The 25,909-nt window shown below is 46.2% G+C and carries 22 protein-coding genes; 5 read left to right on the plus strand and 17 right to left on the minus strand.

Annotated features, from left to right (window positions below):
- The first annotated feature begins 150 nt into the window (after positions 1-150).
- Together BLQ13_RS20190 and BLQ13_RS20195 are read left to right on the plus strand one after the other, a co-directional pair.
- Positions 151-2,490 (plus strand): AraC family transcriptional regulator, encoded by a 2,340-nt coding sequence (locus BLQ13_RS20190; protein WP_090923454.1) that lies wholly within the window; start codon positions 151-153, stop codon positions 2,488-2,490.
- A 20-nt stretch (positions 2,491-2,510) separates the two neighbouring features.
- Positions 2,511-4,166 (plus strand): extracellular solute-binding protein, encoded by a 1,656-nt coding sequence (locus BLQ13_RS20195; protein WP_090923455.1) that lies wholly within the window; start codon positions 2,511-2,513, stop codon positions 4,164-4,166.
- 379 nt (positions 4,167-4,545) lie between these two features.
- On the opposite strand, the gene BLQ13_RS20200 is transcribed toward BLQ13_RS20195, so the two are convergent.
- Positions 4,546-5,217 carry a hypothetical protein gene (locus tag BLQ13_RS20200; protein ID WP_090923456.1) on the minus strand — a complete coding sequence of 224 codons (672 nt, stop codon included), beginning with the start codon at positions 5,215-5,217 and terminating at the stop codon, positions 4,546-4,548.
- A gap of 262 nt (positions 5,218-5,479) precedes the next feature.
- On the minus strand, positions 5,480-7,633 hold the full coding sequence (locus tag BLQ13_RS20205; RefSeq protein ID WP_244159396.1) for a TerD family protein: 2,154 nt from the start codon (positions 7,631-7,633) through the stop codon (positions 5,480-5,482).
- A 477-nt stretch (positions 7,634-8,110) separates the two neighbouring features.
- Between BLQ13_RS20205 and BLQ13_RS20210 the strand changes: the two genes are divergently transcribed.
- Positions 8,111-9,130: a hypothetical protein gene (locus tag BLQ13_RS20210; protein ID WP_244159397.1), complete on the plus strand. Its 1,020-nt coding sequence runs from the start codon at positions 8,111-8,113 to the stop codon at positions 9,128-9,130.
- 141 nt (positions 9,131-9,271) lie between these two features.
- On the opposite strand, the gene BLQ13_RS20215 is transcribed toward BLQ13_RS20210, so the two are convergent.
- The gene (locus tag BLQ13_RS20215) at positions 9,272-10,417 is read right to left on the minus strand and encodes a response regulator (RefSeq protein ID WP_090923458.1); all 1,146 of its coding nucleotides are present in this window, start codon (positions 10,415-10,417) and stop codon (positions 9,272-9,274) included.
- Between the two features lie 153 nt (positions 10,418-10,570).
- Here BLQ13_RS20215 and BLQ13_RS20220 point away from each other — a divergent pair, with 153 nt between their 5' ends.
- Entirely contained in the window at positions 10,571-13,729 is a 3,159-nt protein-coding gene (locus BLQ13_RS20220) for a hybrid sensor histidine kinase/response regulator (protein ID WP_338060886.1), read from the plus strand.
- 101 nt (positions 13,730-13,830) lie between these two features.
- On the opposite strand, the gene BLQ13_RS20225 is transcribed toward BLQ13_RS20220, so the two are convergent.
- The 7 genes from BLQ13_RS20225 to BLQ13_RS20255 all read right to left on the minus strand — a co-directional run bounded on the left by BLQ13_RS20225 (position 13,831) and on the right by BLQ13_RS20255 (position 21,324).
- On the minus strand, positions 13,831-15,336 hold the full coding sequence (locus BLQ13_RS20225) for a malate:quinone oxidoreductase (RefSeq protein WP_090923461.1): 1,506 nt from the start codon (positions 15,334-15,336) through the stop codon (positions 13,831-13,833).
- Positions 15,337-15,741: 405 nt separating this feature from the next.
- Positions 15,742-16,524, minus strand: a complete 783-nt coding sequence (locus tag BLQ13_RS20230; RefSeq protein ID WP_090923463.1) for an ABC transporter ATP-binding protein — start codon at positions 16,522-16,524, stop codon at positions 15,742-15,744.
- Positions 16,521-17,321: an ABC transporter ATP-binding protein gene (locus tag BLQ13_RS20235; protein WP_090923464.1), complete on the minus strand. Its 801-nt coding sequence runs from the start codon at positions 17,319-17,321 to the stop codon at positions 16,521-16,523. Before BLQ13_RS20235 ends, BLQ13_RS20230 begins: the two co-directional genes overlap by 4 nt.
- Entirely contained in the window at positions 17,318-18,172 is an 855-nt protein-coding gene (gene nikC, locus BLQ13_RS20240) for a nickel transporter permease (protein WP_090923465.1), read from the minus strand. The genes BLQ13_RS20235 and nikC overlap by 4 nt, the downstream gene beginning before the upstream one ends.
- On the minus strand, positions 18,169-19,116 hold the full coding sequence (gene nikB, locus BLQ13_RS20245) for a nickel ABC transporter permease (RefSeq protein WP_090923467.1): 948 nt from the start codon (positions 19,114-19,116) through the stop codon (positions 18,169-18,171). The genes nikC and nikB overlap by 4 nt, the downstream gene beginning before the upstream one ends.
- A complete protein-coding gene (gene nikA / locus BLQ13_RS20250; protein ID WP_090923469.1) occupies positions 19,116-20,687 on the minus strand; it encodes a nickel ABC transporter substrate-binding protein in 1,572 nt (523 codons plus the stop codon). The genes nikB and nikA overlap by 1 nt, the downstream gene beginning before the upstream one ends.
- A 337-nt stretch (positions 20,688-21,024) precedes the next feature.
- Entirely contained in the window at positions 21,025-21,324 is a 300-nt protein-coding gene (locus BLQ13_RS20255; RefSeq protein WP_090923471.1) for a hypothetical protein, read from the minus strand.
- A 99-nt stretch (positions 21,325-21,423) separates the two neighbouring features.
- Between BLQ13_RS20255 and BLQ13_RS20260 the strand changes: the two genes are divergently transcribed.
- On the plus strand, positions 21,424-22,269 hold the full coding sequence (locus BLQ13_RS20260; RefSeq protein ID WP_090923473.1) for a hypothetical protein: 846 nt from the start codon (positions 21,424-21,426) through the stop codon (positions 22,267-22,269).
- A 314-nt stretch (positions 22,270-22,583) separates the two neighbouring features.
- Here BLQ13_RS20260 and BLQ13_RS29050 read toward each other — a convergent pair whose 3' ends face one another.
- From BLQ13_RS29050 to BLQ13_RS20290, 7 genes are all read right to left on the minus strand, one after another.
- Positions 22,584-22,715 (minus strand): hypothetical protein, encoded by a 132-nt coding sequence (locus BLQ13_RS29050; RefSeq protein WP_276326754.1) that lies wholly within the window; start codon positions 22,713-22,715, stop codon positions 22,584-22,586.
- A gap of 332 nt (positions 22,716-23,047) precedes the next feature.
- Positions 23,048-23,545: a hypothetical protein gene (locus BLQ13_RS20265; protein ID WP_090923475.1), complete on the minus strand. Its 498-nt coding sequence runs from the start codon at positions 23,543-23,545 to the stop codon at positions 23,048-23,050.
- A gap of 71 nt (positions 23,546-23,616) precedes the next feature.
- Positions 23,617-23,949 carry a hypothetical protein gene (locus BLQ13_RS20270; RefSeq protein ID WP_139168924.1) on the minus strand — a complete coding sequence of 111 codons (333 nt, stop codon included), beginning with the start codon at positions 23,947-23,949 and terminating at the stop codon, positions 23,617-23,619.
- Positions 23,949-24,461 (minus strand): hypothetical protein, encoded by a 513-nt coding sequence (locus BLQ13_RS20275; protein WP_090923478.1) that lies wholly within the window; start codon positions 24,459-24,461, stop codon positions 23,949-23,951. Before BLQ13_RS20275 ends, BLQ13_RS20270 begins: the two co-directional genes overlap by 1 nt.
- Positions 24,462-24,488: 27 nt before the next feature.
- Entirely contained in the window at positions 24,489-24,785 is a 297-nt protein-coding gene (locus BLQ13_RS28340; protein WP_139168925.1) for a hypothetical protein, read from the minus strand.
- 188 nt (positions 24,786-24,973) lie between these two features.
- Positions 24,974-25,465, minus strand: coding sequence for a hypothetical protein (locus BLQ13_RS20285; RefSeq protein WP_090923482.1), 492 nt, complete (start codon positions 25,463-25,465; stop codon positions 24,974-24,976).
- A 42-nt stretch (positions 25,466-25,507) separates the two neighbouring features.
- Positions 25,508-25,906, minus strand: coding sequence for an Imm7 family immunity protein (locus BLQ13_RS20290; RefSeq protein ID WP_090923484.1), 399 nt, complete (start codon positions 25,904-25,906; stop codon positions 25,508-25,510).
- Positions 25,907-25,909 lie beyond the last annotated feature (3 nt).

Genomic DNA, 25,909 nt, shown 5'->3' on the forward strand with positions numbered 1-25,909 from the left:
GGGGCCGCAAAACCAGCAATAAAACAATTTCGTCATTGTATCAATTTCGACGCAATATCATAAATCCTCAACATTTTACATCAAGTTAATATAAATCGTGAACCTTACTGAATTCGGGTAGTGTATAATTTGGGCCGGGAGGAATGTTTGATGAAAAAGTGGAGCTCTGCATGGGCGGGACTAGCCCTGTCTTATGGTTCAATCGTCATCGTTATTGTGCTGCTGATCTGCTCATTTTTCTATATCTATTTCTCACGCAGTTACAATGAAGAATTAAGAAATAAGAATCAGCTGATTCTTGAAAATACAGCACGTACTATTGAAAGAACCGTACTCAAGAGGGTGCAACAGATGTATGTTGACCTCTCTCTTAATAAATCAGCCAATATTCGTCTCTTTGCCGATCAGGAGGATCGAAATGAATTAAATCAGGTGGTAGACCTGCAAGAACTGCTCAAAGCCAAGGTTGCTGCCAATACCGATATTGTTCAAGGCATTCATCTCTATTATCCTGCACGTAATATTATGCTCTCCTCGCTCTATGGACTGCGCTATAAAGCAGATCAGAGCGAAGGGTCTGTGTATTATGCGGACTGGCTTCAGGAGATGCGCACCAGTAAACATAACAGCCTGTGGACGCCAGTACGTCATATTCCAAAGGACATTTTCTCCAGTCAGACAAGCGAGAATACCAATGGTTTGTTTACGTATGCGCACAGCTATCCTTTTCGCTCGACAGGAGAAACCAGTGATGTCATTATCGCCATAGATGTCAAAGAAGAAGCCGTGAATACCATCATTGAGAATATGATGCCTTCCCAGTATCAACATACCGTGATCGTCAACGCTGCCGGGAATGCAGTGAGTCGATTGCAAGAACAAAGTTCCGGGCAGTCTGATATGTACGCGGCAAGTCTGAAAAAGGCGCTTAAGCTAGGCCATGCCAAAGGCAGCTTCGACGAGAAGATTGGGGATTCGCCTTATGTGGTTTCCTATCAAACCCTGCCATCGACTCAATGGATGATCTACAGTGCTACGCCATCCAGCTACTACTATGAACAGTCCATCATGATCCAGAAACTTATTCTTGGGATCTGTCTCATTGCACTGTTGATCGGGCTGATTTTATCCGCTGTGCTTGTACGTGCGAATTATAGTCCGATCAAACGACTGGTAGGCCGCATTAAGGATCTTTCAGGGACTACATCTCATCAGGTTACCAATGAATTTCGCCTGATCGATAATGCCTTTCTTCATCTCAAAGAACAAGTGAATCATCTCGAAGAGACTGTACATGCGAACAGCGCGGCTGTAAGGCACAAGGCTGTGCTTAACCTTTTGCAAGGTAATCCGGAACACAGGCCATGGAAAGAGGAACGTGCTGCTCTCGGTATCGCAAGACAATACAAGGAATACTGCTGTATGCTGATGAATACCGGTGCGGCAATTGCTGAAAGTGGCTCATCCAAACAGCCTGAGACCATTGCCAAACTGATGCACGGGCTGGAATGCTTGTCCTTGCAAGATAGCCGTCTCATTGCAGAAGAACTTCCAGATAAACGATTTGCCATCATTCTATGTACGGATGTGGCTTCAGAAGCATTATTGGACAAGTTCGCCGAGCTGCTGCTTGCAGAGACACGTCAGCAGTTGCAACCAGACATTCAGCTGTCTACAGGCTGTTGGGTCAAGGATCTCCGTGATATTCATCAGAGCTTCAACGAAGCGCAAGCCTTGATGAAATATGCTTATCTTTTGCCAGAACTGCACATTCTGAAAGATCATTCCCTGCTTCAGCGTGAGCACAGCCTGGATGAAATTCCGCAGACTTTGCTGGCCAAGTTCAGAGACAAACTTCAGAGCAGGCAACTTGATGAGGCTGTAGGCACCATCGAACAAGTGGTTGAACAGATGCGGGAAGGACAGTTTCCTGCGGATTATTGCCATTTTATCCTGTCAAATATGGTGTTTATCTACTCGGATGTTGCCAAAAACGTGCGTTATAAGCACCCGTTGCAGTTCGGACACCCTGATCTGTATCACGAATATACAAATCTGCATGATATATTGGCATACCGCAACTGGCTGACAGCATCGATCACCACATTTATAGAAGAAACCGAGAATCGCAACAGTGATCGAGCCGTCTCCACCATCGAGCTGGCGAAGCAATATATTGAAGCCAATCTTTCGGACGACCTCTCACTTGAGGCTGTTGGAAGCAAAGTATTCCTTAGTCCAAAGTATCTGAGCAAGCTTTTCAAGGAAGAAATGGGTGTCACCTACACCGACTATGTCACATCAAGGCGGATGGAGCAGGCCAAGCTGTTGATTGAAAACAACAACATGACCATTGACCGGGTTGCAAGCTCGGTTGGTTACGGCACAACCGCCTATTTCATTAAACGTTTCAAAGAAATGTACGGCTGTACACCGGGCAACTATGTACGCAATCTCTCTTCGGCAGCAATATCCGAGGCAGGATCATAAGGATGAGGAGGATGGATCGGATGAAGGTGAAGGAACAGAAGGCAGGAGCGAAAGTTCCTTATCGCTATCGGGTGTTTCTGACTACGGCACTGCTGACGTTGGCGGGTGTTATTCTTGGCGGATGTAATCTGCTGACCGGACCCAGTGCTGTAGTCGAATCAGAGCTGAACGGCACGCCATCCTCTCCTTCGGGCAAAGTCAAATATCACATCTCTTGGACGTTGCATCAGAATCTGCCCGTTCCGCAAGATGCCGAGATGTTGAAACAGGTGGAAGAGCAATTTGATGTAGATCTGGACATCTGGAATATGGAAAACAACAAATATGAGTCACTTCTCGATATGAAGTTAGCCCAAGGTAACATTCCCGACCTATTTCGTATCCGTCAGCCGCAGGATTTGTTGAAATATCAGCAGCAAGGGGTGCTTGCCGAGATTCCGGTAGAGACGCTGAAGCAATATGCCCCAAATCTCATGCGTATCATCCATGAACAAGCCCCGGCCTATGAACATGCAGGAGTTATAGACGGGAAGTATTACGGCATTCCTGTCATCAATCCAACGAACATCTACCGTACACCGGTGGTATATCGGCAGGATTGGCTGAACAAGCTGGGTTTGTCCATTCCGCAGACGCTGGCGGAATTCGAGAAGGTTATCTATGCATTTACCTTTGATGATCCCGACGGCAACGGCATCCAGGACACGTATGGTTTGTCTAGTGAAGGCATGAATGTGGTATTCGGAGCCTTCGGTCAGATTGTTTTTGCAGATCAACTATACTTCGGCACGAAGGATGGGAAGAAAGTTATTGGTGCGTTGCAGCCCGATATGAAGGAAGCACTGACCTACCTGCGGAAATGGTACAAGGACGGTGTAATCGATCCCGAGTTTGTCACTGGCGAGAATAAGGGCGGTTACAAACATCTGTCCCATGCGTTTATTAACGGTAAAATCGGGATGACCTCAATGGGTAACTACTACCACTGGGTTCAGGATGGCGATTATGAGGATTGGCATGTTGAACGTGACGGTAAAGTGGTGAAAAGCCCAGTCCAAGCAACTTTTAATGTAAAAGAATTAACGGGCAAGTTCCCTGAAGCTCGGGTTACTTTAGGCCAACCCTTCATCGGGCCTCACGGACAACGCGGTTCGAAAGGCAATGACATGTTGATGAGCTTCACCGCGATCGGAGCAGATGCGGTCAAGGAGCCGGGCAAGCTGGAGATGATTCTGCGTATTTTGGATGAGGTTAGTGCAAGCCCTGATCCAAATAAAGCAACAAGCATGACCTATGGCGTGCAAAATAAACACTGGGTCTGGACAACGGCCGAGCCGAAAAACATCGTCATTATGCCACCATATGACACCATGTTCGGGTATCAGAATACGATTGGTGCCAATATCGGCATGACGGTTCCGCTGAAAGAGACGGGAGAACGGGAACAATGGGCTTCAACGCTACACCTCGATCAGGACGGCATTTATAATGCGCTGGAGGTCGCTACACCCGCTCTGGCTAAATATAGCGATTCGTTAATCCGATTGAAGAACAAAGCCTATATCTCGTTTATTACAGGTGAGCGACCACTCCGTGAATTCGATGAGTTTGTACAGGAGTTCATGTCCGCAGGCGGTGCAGAAGTGGTGAAAGAAGCGAATGCGTGGAAGCAGTAGGGGAATGAGGATTGGAGGAAGTTTCTCGCAGGCGTGCCGGGGCAGCTTGTGAAGGGAAAGTGTCGCAGCAGGATTAAAAGGTGAAAAAATCCATTTCAGTGAGGTTTAAGACACGACCTAGGCAACACGCTCAACTCTAACGATCACCAGTGACCTTATTAGGCTGATTTTCACACATTTAGAAATCTAACGATCTCCAGCGACGCTATTTCGGCCAAAATGCATTAAAGATGATGATTTTCCACTGAAAAAACGCAAATAGCGTCATCTGTGATCGTTAGATTTTCAAACAGGCTCAAATGCTCCAAATAACGTTATCTGTGATCGTTAGCCGCTGGCCAAAGCTTCGGGGGGACCACCAGAATGACAGGGGTAATAGTCATACTTCACGCCCCTCCTTCTTGGCCACCGTCAAATATGCCCAATCTTCTCCACGCTTGATCGGACTGCTTATATCCGCTTGAAACTTGATGACTGCCTCGTCATACTGCCGTTTCTGCGCTTCGCTTAGACTCGCAACGTGTCGCTGTCTTGCCTGTTCAAATTGTGCCTCTGTTCCATAGCGATAGTAAAAATAAGGGCTGAAAATTCTATTTGCCTCTATCACACCTTGAGGATCAGGTATAAGCTGCTCGATTAATAGAATCTCGTGTTGTGTAATGTACTCCATCATCAATAGGAGGCTGTCCATAAATGCCTCTTTCCCCAATAATTCATACCACTTTATCTCCGAATGCTCATAGTAACTTTCCGGTAGACCTGTGTAGGACTTATGCTTGATATGCGTAACTTTACAGTGCAGCATAACTTCCATACTCGTTCCTGCTGTATTATGTCTATTGGCCTGCAAATAGAAGGATATCAACAATTCCTTCGTTTTCATCTCCAGGGCTTTGCGGGATTTGACAATCTTGAAGCCAGCGAGTGGCAACAAGCTCTGCAATGATTTTAATGTGAACTCGATCAATTCAGTGGACGATGAATGCTCGTTAAATGCATACTGGCCGAGAATGGAATCCACACTTGTATTTTGACTTGAGTTATTATTCATGTAGATTAGATCACCCCTTATAGTCACGCCAAGGTTACTATAAAATGGAACTCATCGTCAATTGAAGTCATGTTAACATGACTCTCTCATTGATATGTTCCTGCATAGCTTCTGAACCAGCCTAAAAAAGAGCAGCCTTATGACTGCTCCTTCTTCACCAGTTGCGCTAGTTGTGCTCGCACATACATACTCATGGACTTCCAACACAACACAGTACCCAACATTACCCAATCCACTCCAAATCATGCCGTCCTTGTACGGATCAAGCCAGATATTCCGCCATAATCTGCTCGATATCATACGGTGTCACACCTTCATCGACCGCATAGATGGTATCGGCCTGCTCCTTCGTATCCACCAGTTCACCTCTCGCCTTGGCATGCATCATGAACAAGTCATACAGGTGAGGTTTGCGTAATGAGGTCATTGCTTTCCCCATCAGCAAGATGCCTCCCCGATTGCCTTCCACATTGTTGTAATAGTCCGGATACCTTGTCAGCGCCAGATCCGTCCAGATGATCGTACGGTCGACCAGATCCAGAATGACGGGAATTGCAATCTGCGTATCAGCCGTAATATCGATCTTGTTCTCCACCGTGGATGGTTCATAGATTTCGCCCGAGCCGGGTTTCTTACGCATCATCCAGCCTGCAAAACATTCCGGCAAGTTGCAGTACGGATGACTGGTGAAGGAGTGAAGTGTGGTCACCACATACCTTCCGCCATAATTCACAATCGAAGGGATATGCAGATCAATAAACTCACTCGCCCCATAAGGTGCAGTCACAATATCGCCGCTGTGGACAGCCTTATATTTAACAGACTTCAGATTCGTATATGAAATATGTTCGACATAGTTCCAGTTCTTGTCATACATGATCGCAGACAGGTCAATATCCACACGCCCTGTAGGTGTACCATCGACCTCGCCTTCTTTCCACCAGCTGAAGAAACGAATTGTGTCGCCCTCCCCCATCGGGATACGGCTTCCTCTCACAATCGTTCGTAAGGCTTTGCTCGCGGAACGCTGTGAAAAAGGCACCAGATAATGCTGCAACTGCTCATCGACATACGTCTTCCCGAGCGAAGGGAATTCAGCGAATCGTGTGATCAGGGCCTGCTCGCATAATTGCACCACTTCCTGACACACAGCTTCGTCAAGCTCCGGTAGCTCATTCGGGATACCAACCGCCTTGGCGACATTGCCTTTCGGAAAAAACACTCGCATTTTTGACGCTTCATTCCGCTGTGCGAAATGCTGTCTCACCTGCAATAACACCGGCGTGGACACCTGCCCCGCTACCTCGCCAAAAGCGAGCAACACATATTCTTCATGCTCTGTTATGCGTAACATATGATCCAGCTTCCGTGCAAATTCACCCGGACGCTGGGACAACAGGTCAATCAGGCTCCAAATATTCCGATACTGGAATGCCAGTTCAATGCTACCGTTAAAGGTTGTAAACGGCTTGTTATTTCGCAGGATATCGAAGGCTTCCTGGCTCCGCGGATACCGTAGCTTGTATTCGGATGGGTGCAAAATCTCCCCCAGACGAATCCAGCGATCCTTGTAGCGCAGCATATCCTCCGTGATGGAGCCGCATTGCTCCAGTAAACTGAGGAGCAGGCGGCGCTCACGGCGTTTGAATTTACGAAAAGGCGTGGCTGTTGCCAGACTGACGTCCCCCTCCGACCAGGAAACTGCCAGTCGGAGTACATCGCTTGCCGTTTTAAAATAATTCCCGATACGTTCCATGCTTGCCAATTCATATTTCAATAGCACCGCAACAACGAACCCTACATTCTCCTTAAACGGAATCTCCTCAGGCAGCATGGTCTCAACATCACTCGGATCGGCATGTTTAAGCGCGTGTTTGATATCTTTTTTGTCCGTATCCGAGATGGAGCCATTCGCTTCGATTAACTGACGGATCAGCTTCTGGAACGCTTGCTTACTCCCCAGATCAATGATCCTCAGCTTCGTTTGCTCCAGGAAAGGAGACCGCGCGCCAGCAGCCATATCCGAAGACTCAAAATCACCCAGTGTATGATGTGTCAGGTAATAAAAAACAGCATTCAAGTACAGCTCCGCTTCGTCTGCTTCCATCACCTGCTCCGGGAATCCCGCATACATCGGTTTGTATTTCACATGAGCACCGACCATCACTTTCAGGTCTCTAACAAGTTGCTCTGCCAATGCTGTAAATTGTTCTTCGGACAGCGTTCGCAATGCCTGCATCAGCTCATTGGAGAAGGTAAACCCAAGAGACTCTATATTTTTGAGTACAGTCGCCAGAAGATTTTTGGGCAATCGATGCACCCTCTGTTGGTCAGGCTCGATCATTAATTTGCCGGCTCTGCGCACATAGATACTGTTCATTTTTATATTGCTGTAATTTACATCTTTATTGTTCATGATCAAAGAGTCCAGGAAAGCCATATCCCTAATTAACATTCGGTGGTTAGCTTGAGAAGGAAGGAATATGATAGCCTGGACGCCTCCTCTCTGATTTGAAATCTTCAGGAGAGCGGCGACCCTAGTAATCTCCAATGATGTAGAAGGAAGGACCGCCATAGCCTGAAGGCCAAGAGTTCGAGGTTCCGAAGTTCGTCACCCGAACCTTTGGTGAACTCATCATCTCAGATTTTGGCATCCATGAGCAGGGCAAAAGTATTACGACATGAATTTATACAGAGGGAGTGCTCGAACGGGTGTCGAATAGGATGCAAAGAATAGAAACCAGAGAGTACAATGAAGAGCGAGGCAGAAGTACAGGAATCCAACGTATTTATGAAATGAGGTTATCCGAAAATGAGACTCCACACTTTATATAATGAATATATTCGTCATAAATTCCATCTCCCCCCGGAACCCACACACGGAGATATGATAATGGCATTTGGTCAATATGAGGATGACAGTGCAGCGTTATTCTTTAATGATCACCCCGAGGAAACCTTCTTAGGCTGGATCGTCCGATTACGTCCGAAAGACCCCTACTATGGATCAAAGCCAGACTGGAAGCCCGTATTAGCTGAGACGTTTGAGCAACTGAATGTTTACGATGAGATGATTCTGTACTACCTGCTGTTCACGATCAATAGCACACTATCCATCAACACACACAACACCTACAGCGAGATGAATGATGTGATGAAAAAATATAGCTTCCTCCAGCTGTCCCATCTGCATGACATAACTTGTTTAAACGCTTCACAGAAGCAGTCGCTACGCGACTTTTTCTTCTTTATCTATCTCTACGCCCATCCGGTGAATGATGAGACTTTATACGCCTGTACATTTGACCAACAACGCTTGATTCATACCAATACGGGCATTCCACTCGAGTATTATTTCGTTGCTTATTATAATCACTACACCACACATCGCGACGAGCACGCGGAACATATCGTGATCTCAGCAGACGAGATTCAAGCCTGCAAAGCGTTAACTCTGGAGCTGTTACAGGTCATTGAGGGACGTTCCCCCAAGTTAATCATACCTTCTATTAAAAGTTTGGAGCCCGCCATTCAACTCATTAACGATGTCGATGGAATGCTCAAGCTATACAAGGATGATCCTGCGGCGTTTTGCCAGATCATTAGAGATTTGCTCGCACTGGGAGTTGCCGCTGAGGGTGCTTCGGTGAACTCCAGATCATATCGTGATTACTGTTTTACCGTGTTGCTTCAAAATTACGCTTCATATATCCTGTTCTTTGATTTCAACGAAATTCGAGTGCTCATAGATGCTTTCCAGGATACCCCCATGGAATGCCGTTTCATCATCAGCAAAATGTTCACAGACACCATTTTTCTCAATAAAATCATACGCCAGCAAGAGATTGATCTGAACGAGTATCCCGAGGTGACCCGATTTTTTAATGAACAGGCTACGGAGTGGTTTCTGTAGTACCCCTGCAACGAGTAACAATGAGTAACAAGTACTCTTGGCAGTGTCGTTGGGATAAAAAAACAGCCTCATTCATGAGGCTGTCACAAGGTACAACACGTTGATTTTTTCCATACGCCAAATATCCCAGTGAGCAGATGCTCATATATTCCTGGTTTTCCAATCCCGATACCATGATTCCACTTCGGGGCCAGGGTCTACTCCTGCCTCTTGTTGTAATGCTGCTGCCAATTGATGATACTGAGCAACCACCGGCTCTTTATTGCCTAACCGATCATACAACTTCATCAAAGAAAGACTGACCTCCTCCATCATCGGATCAAATTGCTGCATCTGGTGGTACAACATCAGAGCTTCATTAGGGTGTCCCGATTCAATGTAGTATTGCGCAAGCTTCAGCGCATGATTCTGCCAGAGCGCATGCAATCGCTGACGTTCCAGTTCCGCCCACGCGTAATCACCCTCACCGAAATACTTGCCTTCATACTGATCCGAAACATACCGATGCTCGGCAAGTGTAGACGGCGATAATGAAGGCAATCGGTTAAGACGGCTCTCCCACTCTTCCGCATCAATCCGGAGTTCGCCAGTTTCCAATATATAACCAAATTGTTGATAGCGTACCGAAATCCGGTCCTCACCCATGAATTCGTTCAGCATACCACGTAAGCGATGAATGCCACTGTGCAGGTTCGTTATACCTCTCCTCTCATCGAGCTCCGGCCATAACAGCTCAAGCAGGGTGTCACGCTTGATCGGTTTATTGCGATGATGAAGCAAATACGCGAATAGTTCTCTGATTTTGGTCGTTCTAAACTTCAGATGTTTGGGCGCCTCATTCGGATGCAACTGCACCTGAAGCATTCCCAAGCAACGGATTAACGTGCCTCGCTCTGCTGTGTCTTCGATCACGTCCATTGGTGCCGGTACAGCCCTGCGCTGATACATCTTCATCGTTTTATCCAAACGATTCCTTGTTACGGGTTTCATAATATAATCCAGCACTTCAAGCCCATAAGCCGTTAGTGCATGTTCGTTATATGCTGTTGTGAAAATAACTTCTGTTCTTGGAGATACCTCATGAATTCGTTCAGTTGCTTCGATTCCATTCATCCCCGGCATCTCAATATCCATGAAAACGAGGTCAGGCAGATGTTGCTTAATTTGCTCTATCGCTTCTTCTGCCTTCAAAAAAGAACCGATGACCTCGCACTCCTCTCTCTCGACTAACAATTTATTTAACCTGCTCAGAGCGAGATTTTCATCATCTACCAAAATCACTCTCATATGCACAGCCCTCCGACTCACTTGATGATCCTTTAATCTATAATTTTACCATAAACTTTGGATTGCGAACGCTATCAATTTGGTAATACGTCTAAAATTCGAAATAAAAAAAGGATGCTCATCGAACATGACGGTGCAGGAGTTAGACGAAACTTGTCGAAATTAAAATCTGCCATGAAACCAATAACGAATATAAAAATACCTAGATATGTCGTGTTGTCCCTTGTCTTTTTAACCATTTTACTTAGCTTTCGCTGGATATGGTCCGCCTCTTTTGCTATACCGGATCATCCAGAACCCGTTCGAGGCGTGTTGGATCTTCGCGGTTGGGACTTTGCTGACACTTCCCCGATCTCTCTGGATGGAGAATGGGGGTTCACACCCCATGCATTGATTTCTGGCGGAGAAGATAAACATACGAATTCAGATATGGGGTCGGACAAGCCTTCCACCTGGGTCCAAGTGCCGGGTGACTGGCGCAAGGCGTTACAACCACCTTCTGCTTCGTCATTCGGATATGGAACGTACCAGCTTCGTATACTACTCGACCCTTCGGTGAAGGAAATATCCCTCTGGGCTCAGAAAATTCAGACCTCATCCATCATTGAGATCAACGGAACGGTTGTTGCCCAGTTCGGTCAACCTGCCAGCAATGCCGAAAGCTATCAACCAGAAAGGACTGCATTTGTAACTTCCTATGCACTAGACAAGACGAGTGAACTCACTCTACTTGTGCAAACAGCCAATTTCGACGATCCATTCAGTGGAGGCATTACGCGTTCTCTATACTTGGGTTCTCCTGAAGCCATCGGAAGTGAACGGGGTTTATCCATTGATTTGCAGAAAATTACGTTCGCTATACTGCTTCTGCACAGCCTGTATGCCTTTGTCATGTTTCTATTTATCCGGAAGCAGCGGGCACTGCTCACGTTCTCTTTGTTAATACTGGCTACGGCCTTAACGGTTGTCTCTGACCATGACGGGCTGTTATTAAACTGGCTACCACTGAACTTCACTTGGATGGTTAAAGCCAAGGCGATTTCATATGCTTCATTTGCGCTTTTCCTTCTTATGCTGGCCAGAAGCTTTGCGAATCCGAATCATGGGCGAAAGCTCTTTCTTGCATATGCCGGTATTGTAGGAGGATATCTATTATTTTTGCTCATTGCTCCCGTAACGCTTGTGTACCAAGCACTTCATACTCAAATTCCTGATTTCCTGTATTTGTTCGCCATTGGTTGGTCTGTGCTCCTGTTCTTCAAAATGGCCGCAGCCAAACAAAGCGACGCAAGCTTTCTGCTCTTTGCAGCAATGAGCAGTATGTCCAGTGTGCTGTGGGGAATTGTAAACTCACATAACGAAATCACCAATGTGTATTATCCGATCGATGTTATTGCTGCCATATTTGGCTTTGCGGCCTACTGGTTCAGAAAATATTTCCGCAATGCCACTGAAATTGAAAAACTGTATGAACAGCTCAAAGTGGAAGACCAGCAAAAAGATCAATTCCTGGTGAACACCGCGCATGAACTGCGCACTCCCCTGCATGGGATTATTAACATTGCCGAAAGTATTGCGGTGCGCGAACAGCGTCAATCCGGAGGACAACATACGGAAGACATGAAACTGCTCGTCAATATCGGGAGACAGATGTCGCAATTGATTGATGATCTTCTGGATGTCATTCGTCTGAGAGAAAAACGCATCATATTGCAGAAAAAACCGTTATCCCTCGCCTCTGTCATATCCGGCGTCATTGGAATGTTCCGATTTATGGCGGAAGGCAAGCGAGTCCAGATCATCGTAGATACTCCCGATGGATTACCGCTTGTTCAGGCAGATGAGAGACGACTTGTTCAGATCCTGTACAATCTGCTGCATAATGCGCTCAAATTCACGGATGAGGGTACCATTACCGTATCGGTCAGGGCAGATAAAGATAGCGTCATTATGCAAGTTTCGGATACAGGCACGGGAATTAGCGAGGAGTTACAAGAACGAATATTTGAAGCTTACGAGCAAGGTACTGCTCAAGCACGTTTGAGTGGTGGGATTGGGCTCGGGTTAAGTATCAGCAAACAGCTCACAGAGCTTCATGGTGGTGAACTCACTGTACAGTCCGTGCTGGGACAAGGATCTACTTTTCAAGTTTCGTTGCCACGAAAAGATACACCTGCCTTAACCGAACAGACCGATCAGACGGAGCATTCGCGATGGGGTGTCCAGCATCTGAGTGAGGTCGCTGTGAGCCTAGATGAAGAGCAACATCCTGTGAACCCCGTCATACCTGGGAAAACTACTGCTCGCATTCTCGCTGTCGATGATGATCCGGTCAACTTGCGTGTACTCATCTCGATGCTGTCGAACGAACCCTATGATATACAACCTGCCACTTCAGCGTTAGAAGCCCTGGAATTACTAAATACGCAGTCATGGGATTTATTAATTGCCGATGTGATGATGCCTCATATGTCCGGTTATGAACTGACAGAGAGCGTGCGTAAACGTTATTCCGTATCGGAGCTTCCTATTCTGTTGTTAACGGCCCGAAACGAACCTGCTGATATTTATGCCGGATTCATGGCTGGTGCTACTGATTATGTGACCAAGCCTGTTGACGCTGTAGAGTTGAGACATCGCATTGGTTCATTGATTGTGTTGAAACAATCGATTGATGAGAGATTGCGGATGGAAGCCGCTTATTTGCAGGCACAGATCCAGCCTCACTTCCTGTTTAACACACTCAATTCCATTATGATGCTCAGTGAGATCGATACGGATCGAATGCAGCGATTGGGGGATGCTTTTATTGAATATTTGCAGACCAGCTTCCACTTTGTGAATTCGGAGAAAATGGTGGAGATCACCCACGAGATAGACCTTTCGAAAGCCTATCTCTACATTGAGAAGGAACGATTCGCAGAACGATTAAACGTAGTCTGGGACATTCCAGAAGACATCGATGTGATTCTTCCTCCACTCACGATCCAGCCGCTGATTGAAAATGCTGTTCGCCATGGTGTACTCAGCCAAGTGGACGGCGGGACGGTATGGATCCGCATCGTTGCCCAAACCACGGGCACACTGATCGAGATCGAAGATAACGGCTCAGGCATGCATCCGGAGCAGATTGAACGAGCGCTCGCATGGCCTAAACCGAATCCGTTAAAGCCTGGAGGCATTGGTTTAACCAATACCCATCGGCGCTTGAATCAGCTCTATGGACAAGGGTTAAAGATCGTCAGCTCCCCTGGGCAAGGGACGAAGGTTTCCTTTTTTATCCCTGACCAGACCGATATGGATTCGTTATAAGTTCATTTTAGGGAAAACCAAACCACAAAAAGCTGAGCCTGGACTTGATCCGGACTCAGCTTTTTTGATTCATTTCCTGGCTTCATGAAGCACTTTATCCATTACACATGCAATGCTTGCTTCTCATCCGACAATCCCAGCGATTTCGCCGTAGACAGATTCACCTCACGTAATAGATCGAGGTTCTCTGCAAGCGAGATGCCGTAAGACGGGATCATCTCTTTGATCTTTGGTTCCCATGCCTTGATATTCTGCGGGAAACAACGTTCCAGAATCTCCAGCATGACTTGAACCGCCGTCGAAGCACCCGGCGATGCGCCTAGTAATGCCGCAATGGAGCCATCTGCCGCAGTTACAACTTCGGTTCCAAATTGCAGTGTGCCTTTGCCGCCCTGAACGGTGTCCTTGATCACCTGCACACGCTGACCTGCCAGCACCATATCCCAGTCCTCACTCTTCGCACTCGGCACGAAATCACGCAGTTCCTTCATGCGTTGTTCCTTCGTTAACATGAGCTGTTGAATGAGATATTTGGTGAGTGAGAGTTCCTTCACACCCGCCGCAAGCATTGTTAAGAGGTTATGCAACTTCACCGAAGCAATGAGGTCTGCATTCGATCCGGTCTTCAAGAACTTCGGTGAGAAACCGGCGAATGGACCAAACAGCAGTGACTTCTGGTTGTCGATGTAACGTGTATCCAGATGCGGTACGGACATCGGTGGAGCACCTACGGAAGCTTTGCCATATACTTTGGCATGATGTTGTTCCACGACTTCCGGATTTTTGCACACCATGAAGATCCCGCTTACCGGGAAGCCACCGATATGTTTACCTTCCGGAATACCGGACTTCTGGAGCAGGTGCAGACTTCCGCCGCCGGCGCCAATGAAGACAAATTTCGCCCGATGACGTTCAACAGCTCCACTCGTCAGATTTTTCACGGTCAATTCCCATGACTTATCGCTTTTGCGTTTAATGCTCTTCACGCTATGTTTATAGTGGACTTCCACCTTTTGTTCCTGTAGATGTTTCAGTAGCATACGCGTTAAAGCACCAAAGTTAACGTCCGTACCGGAGTCAATCTTGGTCGCCGCTACCGGCTCGCTACTTGTGCGGTCTTTCATCATTAGCGGCATCCACTTCGCCAGCTCTTCCCGGTTGTCCGAGAAATCCATGCCTGCGAACAGCGGATGGTTTGACAAGGTGTCGTACCGTCTTTTCAGAAACTGCACATTACTCTCGCCATGTACGTAACTGAGGTGAGGAATCGGCATAATGAAGTCCCTCGGATTCCGAATCAGACGACTGTTCACCAGATAGGACCAAAATTGCTTGGAAACCTGAAATTGCTCGTTCACCTTAATGGCTTTGCTAATATCTACGGTTTTGTCTGGTCGTTCAACAGTATAGTTAAGTTCGCACAGCGCAGCATGCCCGGTTCCAGCATTATTCCACTCATTCGAGCTTTCTTCTCCTGCCGTGGCAAGCTTCTCAAAAACCTTAATATTCCAGTCTGGTGCCAATTCTTTAAGCAAAGTTCCCAAAGTTGCACTCATAATTCCGGCACCGATCAAGATTACATCTGTACTCGTTTGTCCCTGGCTCATGTCTACCGTCCTTATATCCTATATTTGCCAAAAGGATGTAAGCGTTATCGATTTGGCATTGGCTGCAAGCCCACTCTTCGAGGGTTCACGCCTTGTCTGAATGAATATAACCTTGAACTAGTGTATCAATAATATTGAGCAATTTAAATATGCAATTTCAAGATATTTGCTATTCCCTCAGTATACGCTAGTTTGCCGCGGTTCGTTAGCCCGGTTATAGGCCTGAAAGATTTATTTGTTCAAAGCAAAGAAGGAACTTTGCATTCGCTAGGCAAACGGCCTGTTTTTAAAACCTATGATTCGCTGTGAAAAAGAGTGCACAAAGAGCCGCATGCATCATAACCTTCGCATAACGGCTCTTATTATAGTAAGAAGTCAGTCCACACGCTCATACGCGCTATGTCTTCAGAATATCGAAATCAGTTCCTTCGTATACGGGTGGCGTTCCTCGGCGAACAACGCATCCGCGCCAAATTGGTCTACGATCTGTCCGGATTGCATCACGATAATTCGCTGGCTCATTCGGTGCACCGCCGCCAGATCATGTGAGATGAACACATAGGACAGGCCGAGAGATATACGAAGGTCGGTGAGTAGCTGCAGAATCGCTCCCTGCGAAATAACATCCAGACTGGCCGTCGGTTCATCCAGCACAACCACATCCGGCTCAATGCCGATGGCTCGCGCAATCGTAACACGTTGCCGCTGACCACCACTCAGCTCGTGCGGGTAGCGGTTCGCCAGTTCACTCGGCAGTTCTACGGCCTCCAGTAGCTGACGGATGTAAGCTTCTTTCGATGTATAAGTGAAGTGTGTGAGCTTCGCATCCCGACCTAGTTGCTCATAGGGATCGATCAAGGATGCTCCAATGGTAAGTTTCGGATTTAGTGCAGCCGAAGGATTCTGGAAAACAATCTGAATCTTGCGACGGTGCGGACGCAAACGGCGTCCATTCAGCCGGGCAATATCCTGCCCGCCAAGCTGGATCGAGCCATAATCTGCATCCTCAATGCGTAGCAGACAACGGGCTAGTGTGCTTTTGCCACAGCCGCTCTCTCCGACAAGACCCAGGCATTCGCCGCGATTCAGGGTGAACGATATAGCGTTGATGGCAGGGTGTTCCGCACCAGCATAGGTGCGGGTGAGCTGTTCCACGTGTAACACGACTTGGCTGGCTTGGCTTCTCACTCCGCACCCACCTCCTTCAAACCAGACTTCAATTCATGACTCAATACAGGAGCTGCTTCAATTAATTGGCGTGTATATTCATGCTGGGGATGATCCAGAATCCGGTGTTTGCCGCCTGATTCCACGATCTGCCCTTCTTTCATGACAGACAAGCGGTTCGCATATCGGCGCACATGCCGCCAATCATGCGTAATGAACAGGATCGCACAGCCCGTCTCGGCCTGCTTGCGTGCGAGTAGTTCCATTACGCGATGCGCGGACATGCTATCCAGCGCGGTCGTTGCTTCATCGGCAATAAGCAGACGTGGGGAGAGCATCAGCGATGTAGCGATGGATGCGCGCTGCAACTGACCCCCGCTGAGCTGAAACGGATAGCGGCGAAGCAGCTCGGGGCTGAGTCCGACAGACTCAAGCGCTTCTGCGGCACGCTTTTTACGGATCGTAGCAGACTTCTCTCCGTGTACCTTCTGATATTCATCAAAGTGTCCGCCAATGCTGCGAAAAGGTGTGAATGCTCCCTGATAGTCTTGAAAAATATACGAGATATCGCGTCCGCGCAATGCGCGTATCTCCTTCGGTTTCCGTTCGAGAAGGTTATTGCCTTCGAACAGGACACGTCCAGATGCGCGCAGGTTGGTCGGCAGCAGCTGTCCGATCGCCTGCGAGAGCAGGCTTTTGCCACTGCCGCTCTGTCCCACGAGCGCCATGAATTCCCCTTTGCGGACGGCAAGGGACACCTGGTCCACAATCGTCCGCTCTTGGCTGAAGATGCTCAGTTCCTCGATAGAGAGGATCATGACTGCACCTCCTTTTTCACATCAAACCGATCTCGCAAGTAGTCTCCCAGCATATTCGCCAGTAGCACAACGGAGACAATCGCGAGTCCCGGAAAGACCATTAGTTCAGGTCTGGACTGGAAATAAGGACGCGAGTCATTCAGCATCGCTCCCCATTCAGGTGTCGGCGGCTGTGCGCCGAGTCCGATGTAAGATAAGGATGAGATCAGCAGGATGATTTTGCCGAGATCCAGACTCGCCAGTACCAGCACATGACCTGCAATATGCGGTAGCAGATGTTTGGTCATGATTCGTGCATCGGACAGACCGTTCGTTCGGGCTACACGGATGTAATCCTTTTGCGACTCGGATAGGACAGTGCTTCGAACCAGACGTGCGTAACTCACCCATTTCACGATAACAATCGCCAGCACCAGATTGCCGATGCCTGCACCAAGCAGACCGCTCAGTACAATCGCCACGATGGTGTCCGGAAAAGCCAGAAAAGCATCTGCAATACGCATGAACAGCTTGTCGATCCAGCCGCGTTTGTACCCTGCGATTAGACCAAAAGGAATGCCGATAAGCAGTGCCGCACCGAGTGCAAGCAGGCTGTAACCCAGCGTCTGACCGCCGCCGAGAAGCAGACGTGTCAGTACATCACGGCCTAAGTGGTCGGTACCAAGCGGATGAAGTGCACTCATTCCTTGCAACCTGCTGCGCAGGTCGGTGAGGGTATGATCATGTTTCAGATATAGAAAGGCATACAGGGAGGCCACGATAACCAGCAATGCAAACAGCATGCCGATGATGGCCTGCCAGCTGTGCTTTTTTGTTTTGGTTGACTGCATGCACAGGGGCATCGTTTTCATCGGTGGGCCTCCCTTTCCTTCAATTTCATCTCTGGATTTAAATAACGGTAAGACAGATCTACCGCCGTATTCACCAGGAACACGACAACCGCCATAATCAGGATGTATCCCTGAATCAATGGATAATCGCGCTGGCGAATGGCATCAACCACCAGCTTGCCGATGCCCGGATAAGCAAACAGCACTTCAATCACCACAACGCCGCCAATCAGACTGCCCAGACTAACGCCAAATACGGTGATCACCGGGGGCAGACTGTGTCTGAACGCATGCAGGAAGAAGATACGCCCCTCCGAAAGCCCTCTGGCCCGGGCAGATCGCACAAATTCCTGGCTCAAAGAGTCCAGTAGGCTAGAACGTAAAAGACGTACATAAACGCTGGAGATAGCAAGTCCCAGCGTCAGTGATGGCAGAATAAGTGAAGTAAATCCGTCCCGTCCCATCGTCGGCAAACTGCCGAATTGCACGCCGAACAGGTCAATCAGGATGAGTCCCAGCCAGAAACTCGGAACCGCTGCGCCCAGAATCGACAGAATGCGGCTACCCTGGTCAATCCAGCTACCCCGATAGAGTGCCGACAGGGAGCCCAGCGGGATGGCCACGATTAGCATGACCAGCAGTGAGCCGATTGTCAGCTCGGCTGTGGCCGGAAGTGCGCGCATCAGTGTCTGCATCACCGGCTGGCCTGTTGAATAGGACACACCAAAGTCCATCCGTACAAAATCCAGTAGCCATCGGCCAAACTGCACGGGAAGCGAGTCATTGAAGCCCATTTCCTCGCGCAGTGCTTCAACTTGCTCCTTGCTCACCGATAATTCCTCAACATTCAGGATAGTCAGCACCGGATCGCCGGGAGCAAGTCGAATGAACAGGAAACTCACGAACATAATGAAGAGTAGAAATACAAATACCTCCAGAAACTTGCGAAGTAAAATTCGAAACATTACATCACATCCAGCTTGTTTGTGATCATGTAATATTCACTGCGTGTGGTGACCCAGTTTTTCACCTTTTTGCCGTTGTAGGCCACAATCGTTGCAGGATGCAGTACAAAGGAGTTCAGCACGTTATCATGTACGTAATTCGCTGCTTTCTCTGCCAGCTCCGCGCGTTTCTTCGGTTCAACGGTAAGATTCAGTTCGTCAATGATCTTGGTCAATGCAGGATCTTCCGATCCGCTGAAGTTCAGTGCACCCTTCGGATGGTATGTCGCATTCAGATAATAACCCGCATCCCCGCGTGGAGCGGTCAGATTACTGTATGTAGCGATGTCCCAGTCCCGGTTGGAAGCCATGTATTCTTCCGGTGCATCAATCTGACGAATCTGTACATCGATTCCGATCTTTTTCGCATCCGACTGGAACACTTGTGCAATGAGCGGCAGATCAGCGCGTGACGAATAGGTGAGTAATGTCAGCTTCAATGGTTTGCCGTCTTTGGTCATTACGCCGTTTTGCTGGGTGTAGCCAGCTTCGCCAAGATATTTTACGGCCACATCCGGGCCGGTCTCGGTTGTTGCATGTGTATATTTAGGTGCAAATGGCAGTGATGGCAGGAACGGGCCAATGGCAGGTTCGCCGTAGCCAAGCAGGATCGTATCAACAATGCCTTTACGGTCAATCAACGCATCCAGTGCTCGGCGGACATTCACATCCTTGATGCTCTCCCGCTGCATATTCATCGTCAACTGGTGCACACGGAACGTGGATGTGGATTCAACTTTCAACCCGTCGATGGCTTTGAGAGATTCCAGACTTTCCACTTCCGGGCGGTAAACGACGTCTACTTGACCGGACTTCAGTGCAAGTGAACGGGCGTTAGCATCTTCATTAAACGAAAATGTTACGGAATCCAGCGGCGAAGCCCCGTTCCAATATCCGTCATATCTGCTCAGCTCCAGCTTGCTGCCTGCCGTGAAAGAAGTCAGCTTGAACGGGCCTGTACCGACAGGCTTGTTCACAATATCCGGCTCACTAACGTCAATAATCGCCGTGTTCGGATTTACCAGCTCGGATGCAAATTCCGGGAACGGCTGGGTCGTTGTGATCTCCAGTTTGTTCCCCTCGGCTGTGATCGTATCCACCTTCAATGTATTTTGGATGGCTACGTTCTCCTTCAACGCCCGCTCCAGAGATGCTTTAACCGCTTCGCCTGTCATTGGTTTGCCGTTCTGGAACGTCACATTCTCGCGCAAGTTAATCGTCCAGTGCTGACCGTCTTTACTCTCCCAGCTCTCGGCAAGCCACGGCGCAACGGTCAGATTGTCCTCATCCAGACGCAAGAGCGTTTCCGTAATGCCCGCACGTAGCGGCACATAACTGGAATCCACATGCGGATCAAGTGAACTGGTGGAGAAGTTATATAGGAAGTGAACGTTCTTATTCCCTTGGGTATTGGTATCGCCTTGCGCCGCCGGGCTAGATGTTGATGCTCCGCAAGCGGTAAGTAAGACTGCCGCACTCAGGACCAAGGAGATTAGCGCCAGCAAAGGCTTCTTTTTCGTAAACAAGGTCATGCCCCTCTCTCATTCTGTTTCATATGTTTTTTAATCGTAATCATTATCATCTAAACAATGAGTATTATCTTATCGTAATGATTACGTTTTGACAAGATATTTTTGGTTGATTGGACGCAAAAAAATCCGACTCTCAAACGAGAGCGGATTGGGTATGTTTTTTGTAACTGAGATGCGTATTGGCTTTCCTTAATGACTTTCCTATTGCTTAAAGCCATTTTTTTTATTTCCCCTCTTAAATTTAGCTAATTTTCGACAATTTTATACAAATTCTCTTGTAATAAATTGATTCTTTTGGGTCTTGTTCCTTTTTAAAGTATTTAATAACATATAGTTACTATTTCGGATTTCTTATTACAGATATATCACCTTCATTTTTATCTGATTTATGAGTATAAGTAACAACATAATTTTTACCTTCTTCTATGACATTCCACAGATTTTCATCATCTAAATATAACTTGAAATTCTCAGAGTCTTCACTCTCGATATTTTTAACTTCAATCCAGTAAGTTGAATTAGAAGAAGACTTAGAAATGACAGAAACCAAAGCATCAGTTGTTGTTTTTGAAACACTACATGAACTTAATATTACAATTAAAATTATAAAAATAATTAAATTTAACTTTTTATACATTTATATCCCTCCTTAAATAATATCTTACTACTTAGAGGAGGTGAAGAAAAGGGATTTAAATCGTTTATAAAAAATACTATTTTAGGAGGTACCTTCACTATGAGAAAGCTAGCTTTTTCTTTTCTAACTTTACTATTAACTTTTTCCATATTATCAATTGATGTATACGCCTCAGATGTAAAATATTCAGAACAAGAACTTAATGAAATCCTTATCGATTCAGGTATGCCAGAATACGAGGTCAATGCTTATGATTTCGATTTAAAGGAGACTATTGTTAAAAATTCTGGTGAGAATTTAGAGTATGTCACCTCTTCAACTCAATCATTCATCCGTAATGAAGAGACCGGGGAACTAATAAACACCTCAAATATAATAACTCCACTAGCTGCGATTCCGAGAAGTGATCTTATTTTTAGAATTACCGTTTTTAACGGTGCTACATCTTCACAGAAGCAGATATATGGGAACTTCGAATGGTTAACTACTGGTAAAGGACCATCTCAGGGTCCATCAGGTATAAAAGATGATCGATTTTCAATTGCAATTCCTGCTGGATGGGAAATTCAGTCTGGGAGCTATGGTGCCGATATGTACAAAAGCTTTTTCAATATTAGTAATGCCACTTGGTTGGGATGGGTGAACGATGGTACAAACGGTTTTGCTAATGGTGGAAAACCAGCCTCAGATGGGTATAGCCTATATGGTGCATCTTGGGAATTGACTCCTGCCAATATCAATTACAGGTATAAAGGGACCACTTGGTTTACTATGAGAAAAGTCAACTCCTCGGCCGTGAACAGAGCAATTGTCTCATATATGGAAGCAAAGTCTAATCCTCTTGGTCAATTTGGTGTGTCTCTAGCATGGAAAGCTCTTGAGGTTACCTACACACCTACAAGTGGTAGTGTAAACACAGCAAATCAAGATATAACTTGGAAATAGAAACTACTAATCATAATAACAGGTTAACTTTCCTGCCCTAATAGAGTAATAGCTCTATCAAGTAGACAATAAAAAAGAGGGATTTTAATTACACGGCGACTTTCTCCCGGAACTCAATCGGAGAAGGCCGCCGTTTTTTTGAGAAACGTTCTTCATTGTTTTACGGTTCTTCCTGCGCTTTAAGATTTACACTTTCCTCTGGACTATGAAATGCTTCTTCGTCAAACGGCACTGGTAATTCTCAAGATCGACTTAAGTCTTTGAAACACCTAGAAAAACATACAGTTTTGACAGGCAATCATATACTTCATTGTTTATTTTTCTCCTGGAAGAAACATAATTTGCCTTGAGAGGTTATTCTGGATATGCTCCAACTGTTGTCTCGCCTGATCCACTTGATTCGATACGTGATGTAATTGCTCAGGGGTCACTTTGATTATACTCATACGCTTTCTCCGCTCATTCGAAATAGGATTATCCTATGTTAGCAGAAGTATGAGATACAAAACCATCCAGCTAACATCCTGAATTTACCTATAACCCAACATCCTACATACCACTCATCGGTGCTATAGTCCTAAATTCATATACCCATATTTCCAAGCACATCCTACCATTTTCAGTAAACCTCAAACAATACTTCCTCATTTACTGTCTAATTAATCAACTAACACCGTACAATAGTTTATTAATCTCCAATAAAAAGAATAGCCCTTGCACAGGCAGAGGCTACATTCGATTTCCATTCAACAGACTTCAGAACATATCATATTGACGTTTATTGTTGTGACCATGCTCTCAGTCCCGCGTCACTTAAATCTATCGGAGCCTGCTTAGACATATATTCGGCATTTGCCAAAGGGAAGACATATCTACCTGTTCTAATCTCACCATGCCGCATGCTAACCCTTCCGCCTCGTTCAATCAGAAGTATGAGAGGTTCATACAGATCACGAAACTTTATAGCCTCTTCATTACCGGACTCGACTAAGCTCAGCCATTCTAGATACGCTACACAAGTTCCTTTCGTAAAACTGTTCGTTAACTCGCCTAACCAAGGACATTGATCCATTACATCTAAAGTGGAATGATGTCCAAGTGCGCGAGCAGCATTGAAGAATGGGTAGGATGTTTCTAAATGATATGTAGTAATTAGTAATGCTACTCTGCGGATATATTCCTGCACCAATGCCATATTTGAGGGATCGTCTACTTGTGTAGAAACACTCCAGTCTATACGGCCTATTCTCTCTATCCCTGTCACGAGCAAATTCATGAATACCTCCATCTCTTATTCCTTATCTGACTATCCGCTCCCTGTTAATGTCCCACCAAATCTCTAGGCTCTTAGAATATGTACAAAATAACTTCCTCACTGTCAAAAGCATTAGGTAAAATCCGCTGTAAATGCTCTACTCTACCTTTCATATACTCCAGATCGGCTCCCTCCAACCGCTGGATAGCCCATTCTCTCAAACGTTCCAATTCATCCAGTGCATCCCCAAGCTGATGAAAGGCAATCTCGGAGCCGTCCTGTATAATCAAGATGCCCAGTTCATGAATAGCTCTCTCCCAGTGCTCATCATAAAAGTCCTGAGTGGAGATATTCTCACTAAGCGTTAGTTCCGATTCCCGGTCATCTAGTTCTCCGCTGTATCTATACAGCCCCACCGACATCATTATCCCTCCAGCCCATTACAATCTATAAGATCCAAGGAATTATCGCTAATATCTTGAACGGGGATCACCAGAGTTCTCCAATACATTAGTGGATATGCTGCATCACCTACTTCCAGTTCACCCTTTCGTATAGTAAACGTCCCACCTCGTTCGAAGAATTTCAACATTGGCTCGTGCAGATCAGCATTTTGAATCGCATCATCTACTCCTTGATCGATTAACTCGCCCACTTCCAGATAGCTATAACAAATGGCCTTCATATAGACATTATGAAGTGTATCCAACTGGGGACAAGCACGGTACACATCAGCATCTATCTCTCTTCCAATCATCTTGGCAAAGCTAAATAGGGGATAACCATCTGGGAATAGGCTCAGCTTGTCTAGGAATACATTCACACGTCTTAGATACTCACTGATTAATATGTGATGTGAGTTTTGGGGAGAGGAGTTATTCATTTGAAATGATATCGCCGACAAACGCTCGATCCCTTTAGCTAATGTAGCCCCCATATTGTTACCCCTCTCCTCGTGATCCTTTCAGAGTAATCCCGCCATGTCCTTTTCAATAAAATCGCCTTCCAGTGCATCAAAAGGCCAGTCATAGATGTCCGGGTTCTCTCGGCAATGTGAGTTTATGATAAGCTGACCGTTAGACCTCAAAAAAATCACTCCAGATGCACTGTCTGTCAGTGCTACATCCTTATCCAGATGTGCAGTTAGTTTATTCACCGCTTGAAAGATAACCCGCAGTGCTTCTTCTGGCGAATGTGAGAAAATCGTGATAGAGATACAATAGTTAATATCCAGACTCAACTCTTCCCTTGTAAAACTCACTGAATCATCATCCTGTACAATACAAGAAAAGGTAGCATTCATTAAAGTGTAGTAATCATCTTTGCATTTCATGCGAGTCTCTGGCGAAAATGAATGTATAGCACTCATTAATAATGTCGCTAGGTGTTTCGTATCTTGTTTATTGAAAACATACAATGCTAGTTCCATAAGAAGACCCATCCCGATCATTATTCTTCTAAGTTGTTTAAGTCGAGCGGTTCCATATCTATAAACTTATCGTACCAATGATTTAATGGAATATGCGCACACCCTACCACGTTTAATTCTCTTGGCTTGAGTACAACCAATCCTTCTCTTTCAAAAATTTTGATCAATGGTTCATATATAAGTATGTAATCAACATAACCATGATCCAGATCAGCCAACTTCGCTAACTGCAAGTAGTATTCAAAAACTTTATACACATAAACGTTACTACCGTGTGTTCCCATGGCTTCCACGTTGCAATATTTTGAAATTTCAATCTCTTGTTCATCACCAAGTATATTGGCAACATTAGCAATGAAAGGAGGCAGAGGTCTAGTAGACGTATCTCTAAAGAAGAGTGCTAATCTTCTTAGATACTCGCGCGCTAAATCGGCTTCTATTTCGGAAGAGCTCGTTCCTACGCTTTCCCAATGGATCGCATTAATCCTTGTTATTGCCGCTTGTAGATTCACTCCAACCACCTCTTGTTCATTTCCTTTCTTAGGAGCAAATACTCAACATTCATCCTCTAATTTCGACACAAAAGGTGAAAGAAATGGATCTTCTTGCTCTGCAATCTCACCTCGTATTAACGTATACACCTTGAACTGATTAGATGATGCCGCATCATCACTATCTCTTACGTAAAGAATGCCGTAGGAACCCGGAGCTATTTCACCTGCTTTTCTGAACACTTCAATCGGATTGTATTTGGTTTTAGGTTTGTGGTTATCAAGGCCAGCAATCCAAAGCTGATAGTCACCATTAACAGCCCTCAGATCTAGTACACCTGAAGTCCAATTCAACTTCTCAATGTACTTCTGTAACTTCTGAATAGCTTCATCATATTGATCCTCATCTTCTTCAAACGACGCGCTTTCTCTTATCGTTGCCCATCCATGGTATTCGAACATATC

The organism is Paenibacillus polysaccharolyticus, from assembly GCF_900102085.1.
Taxonomy (GTDB): Bacteria; Bacillota; Bacilli; order Paenibacillales; family Paenibacillaceae; genus Paenibacillus; species Paenibacillus polysaccharolyticus.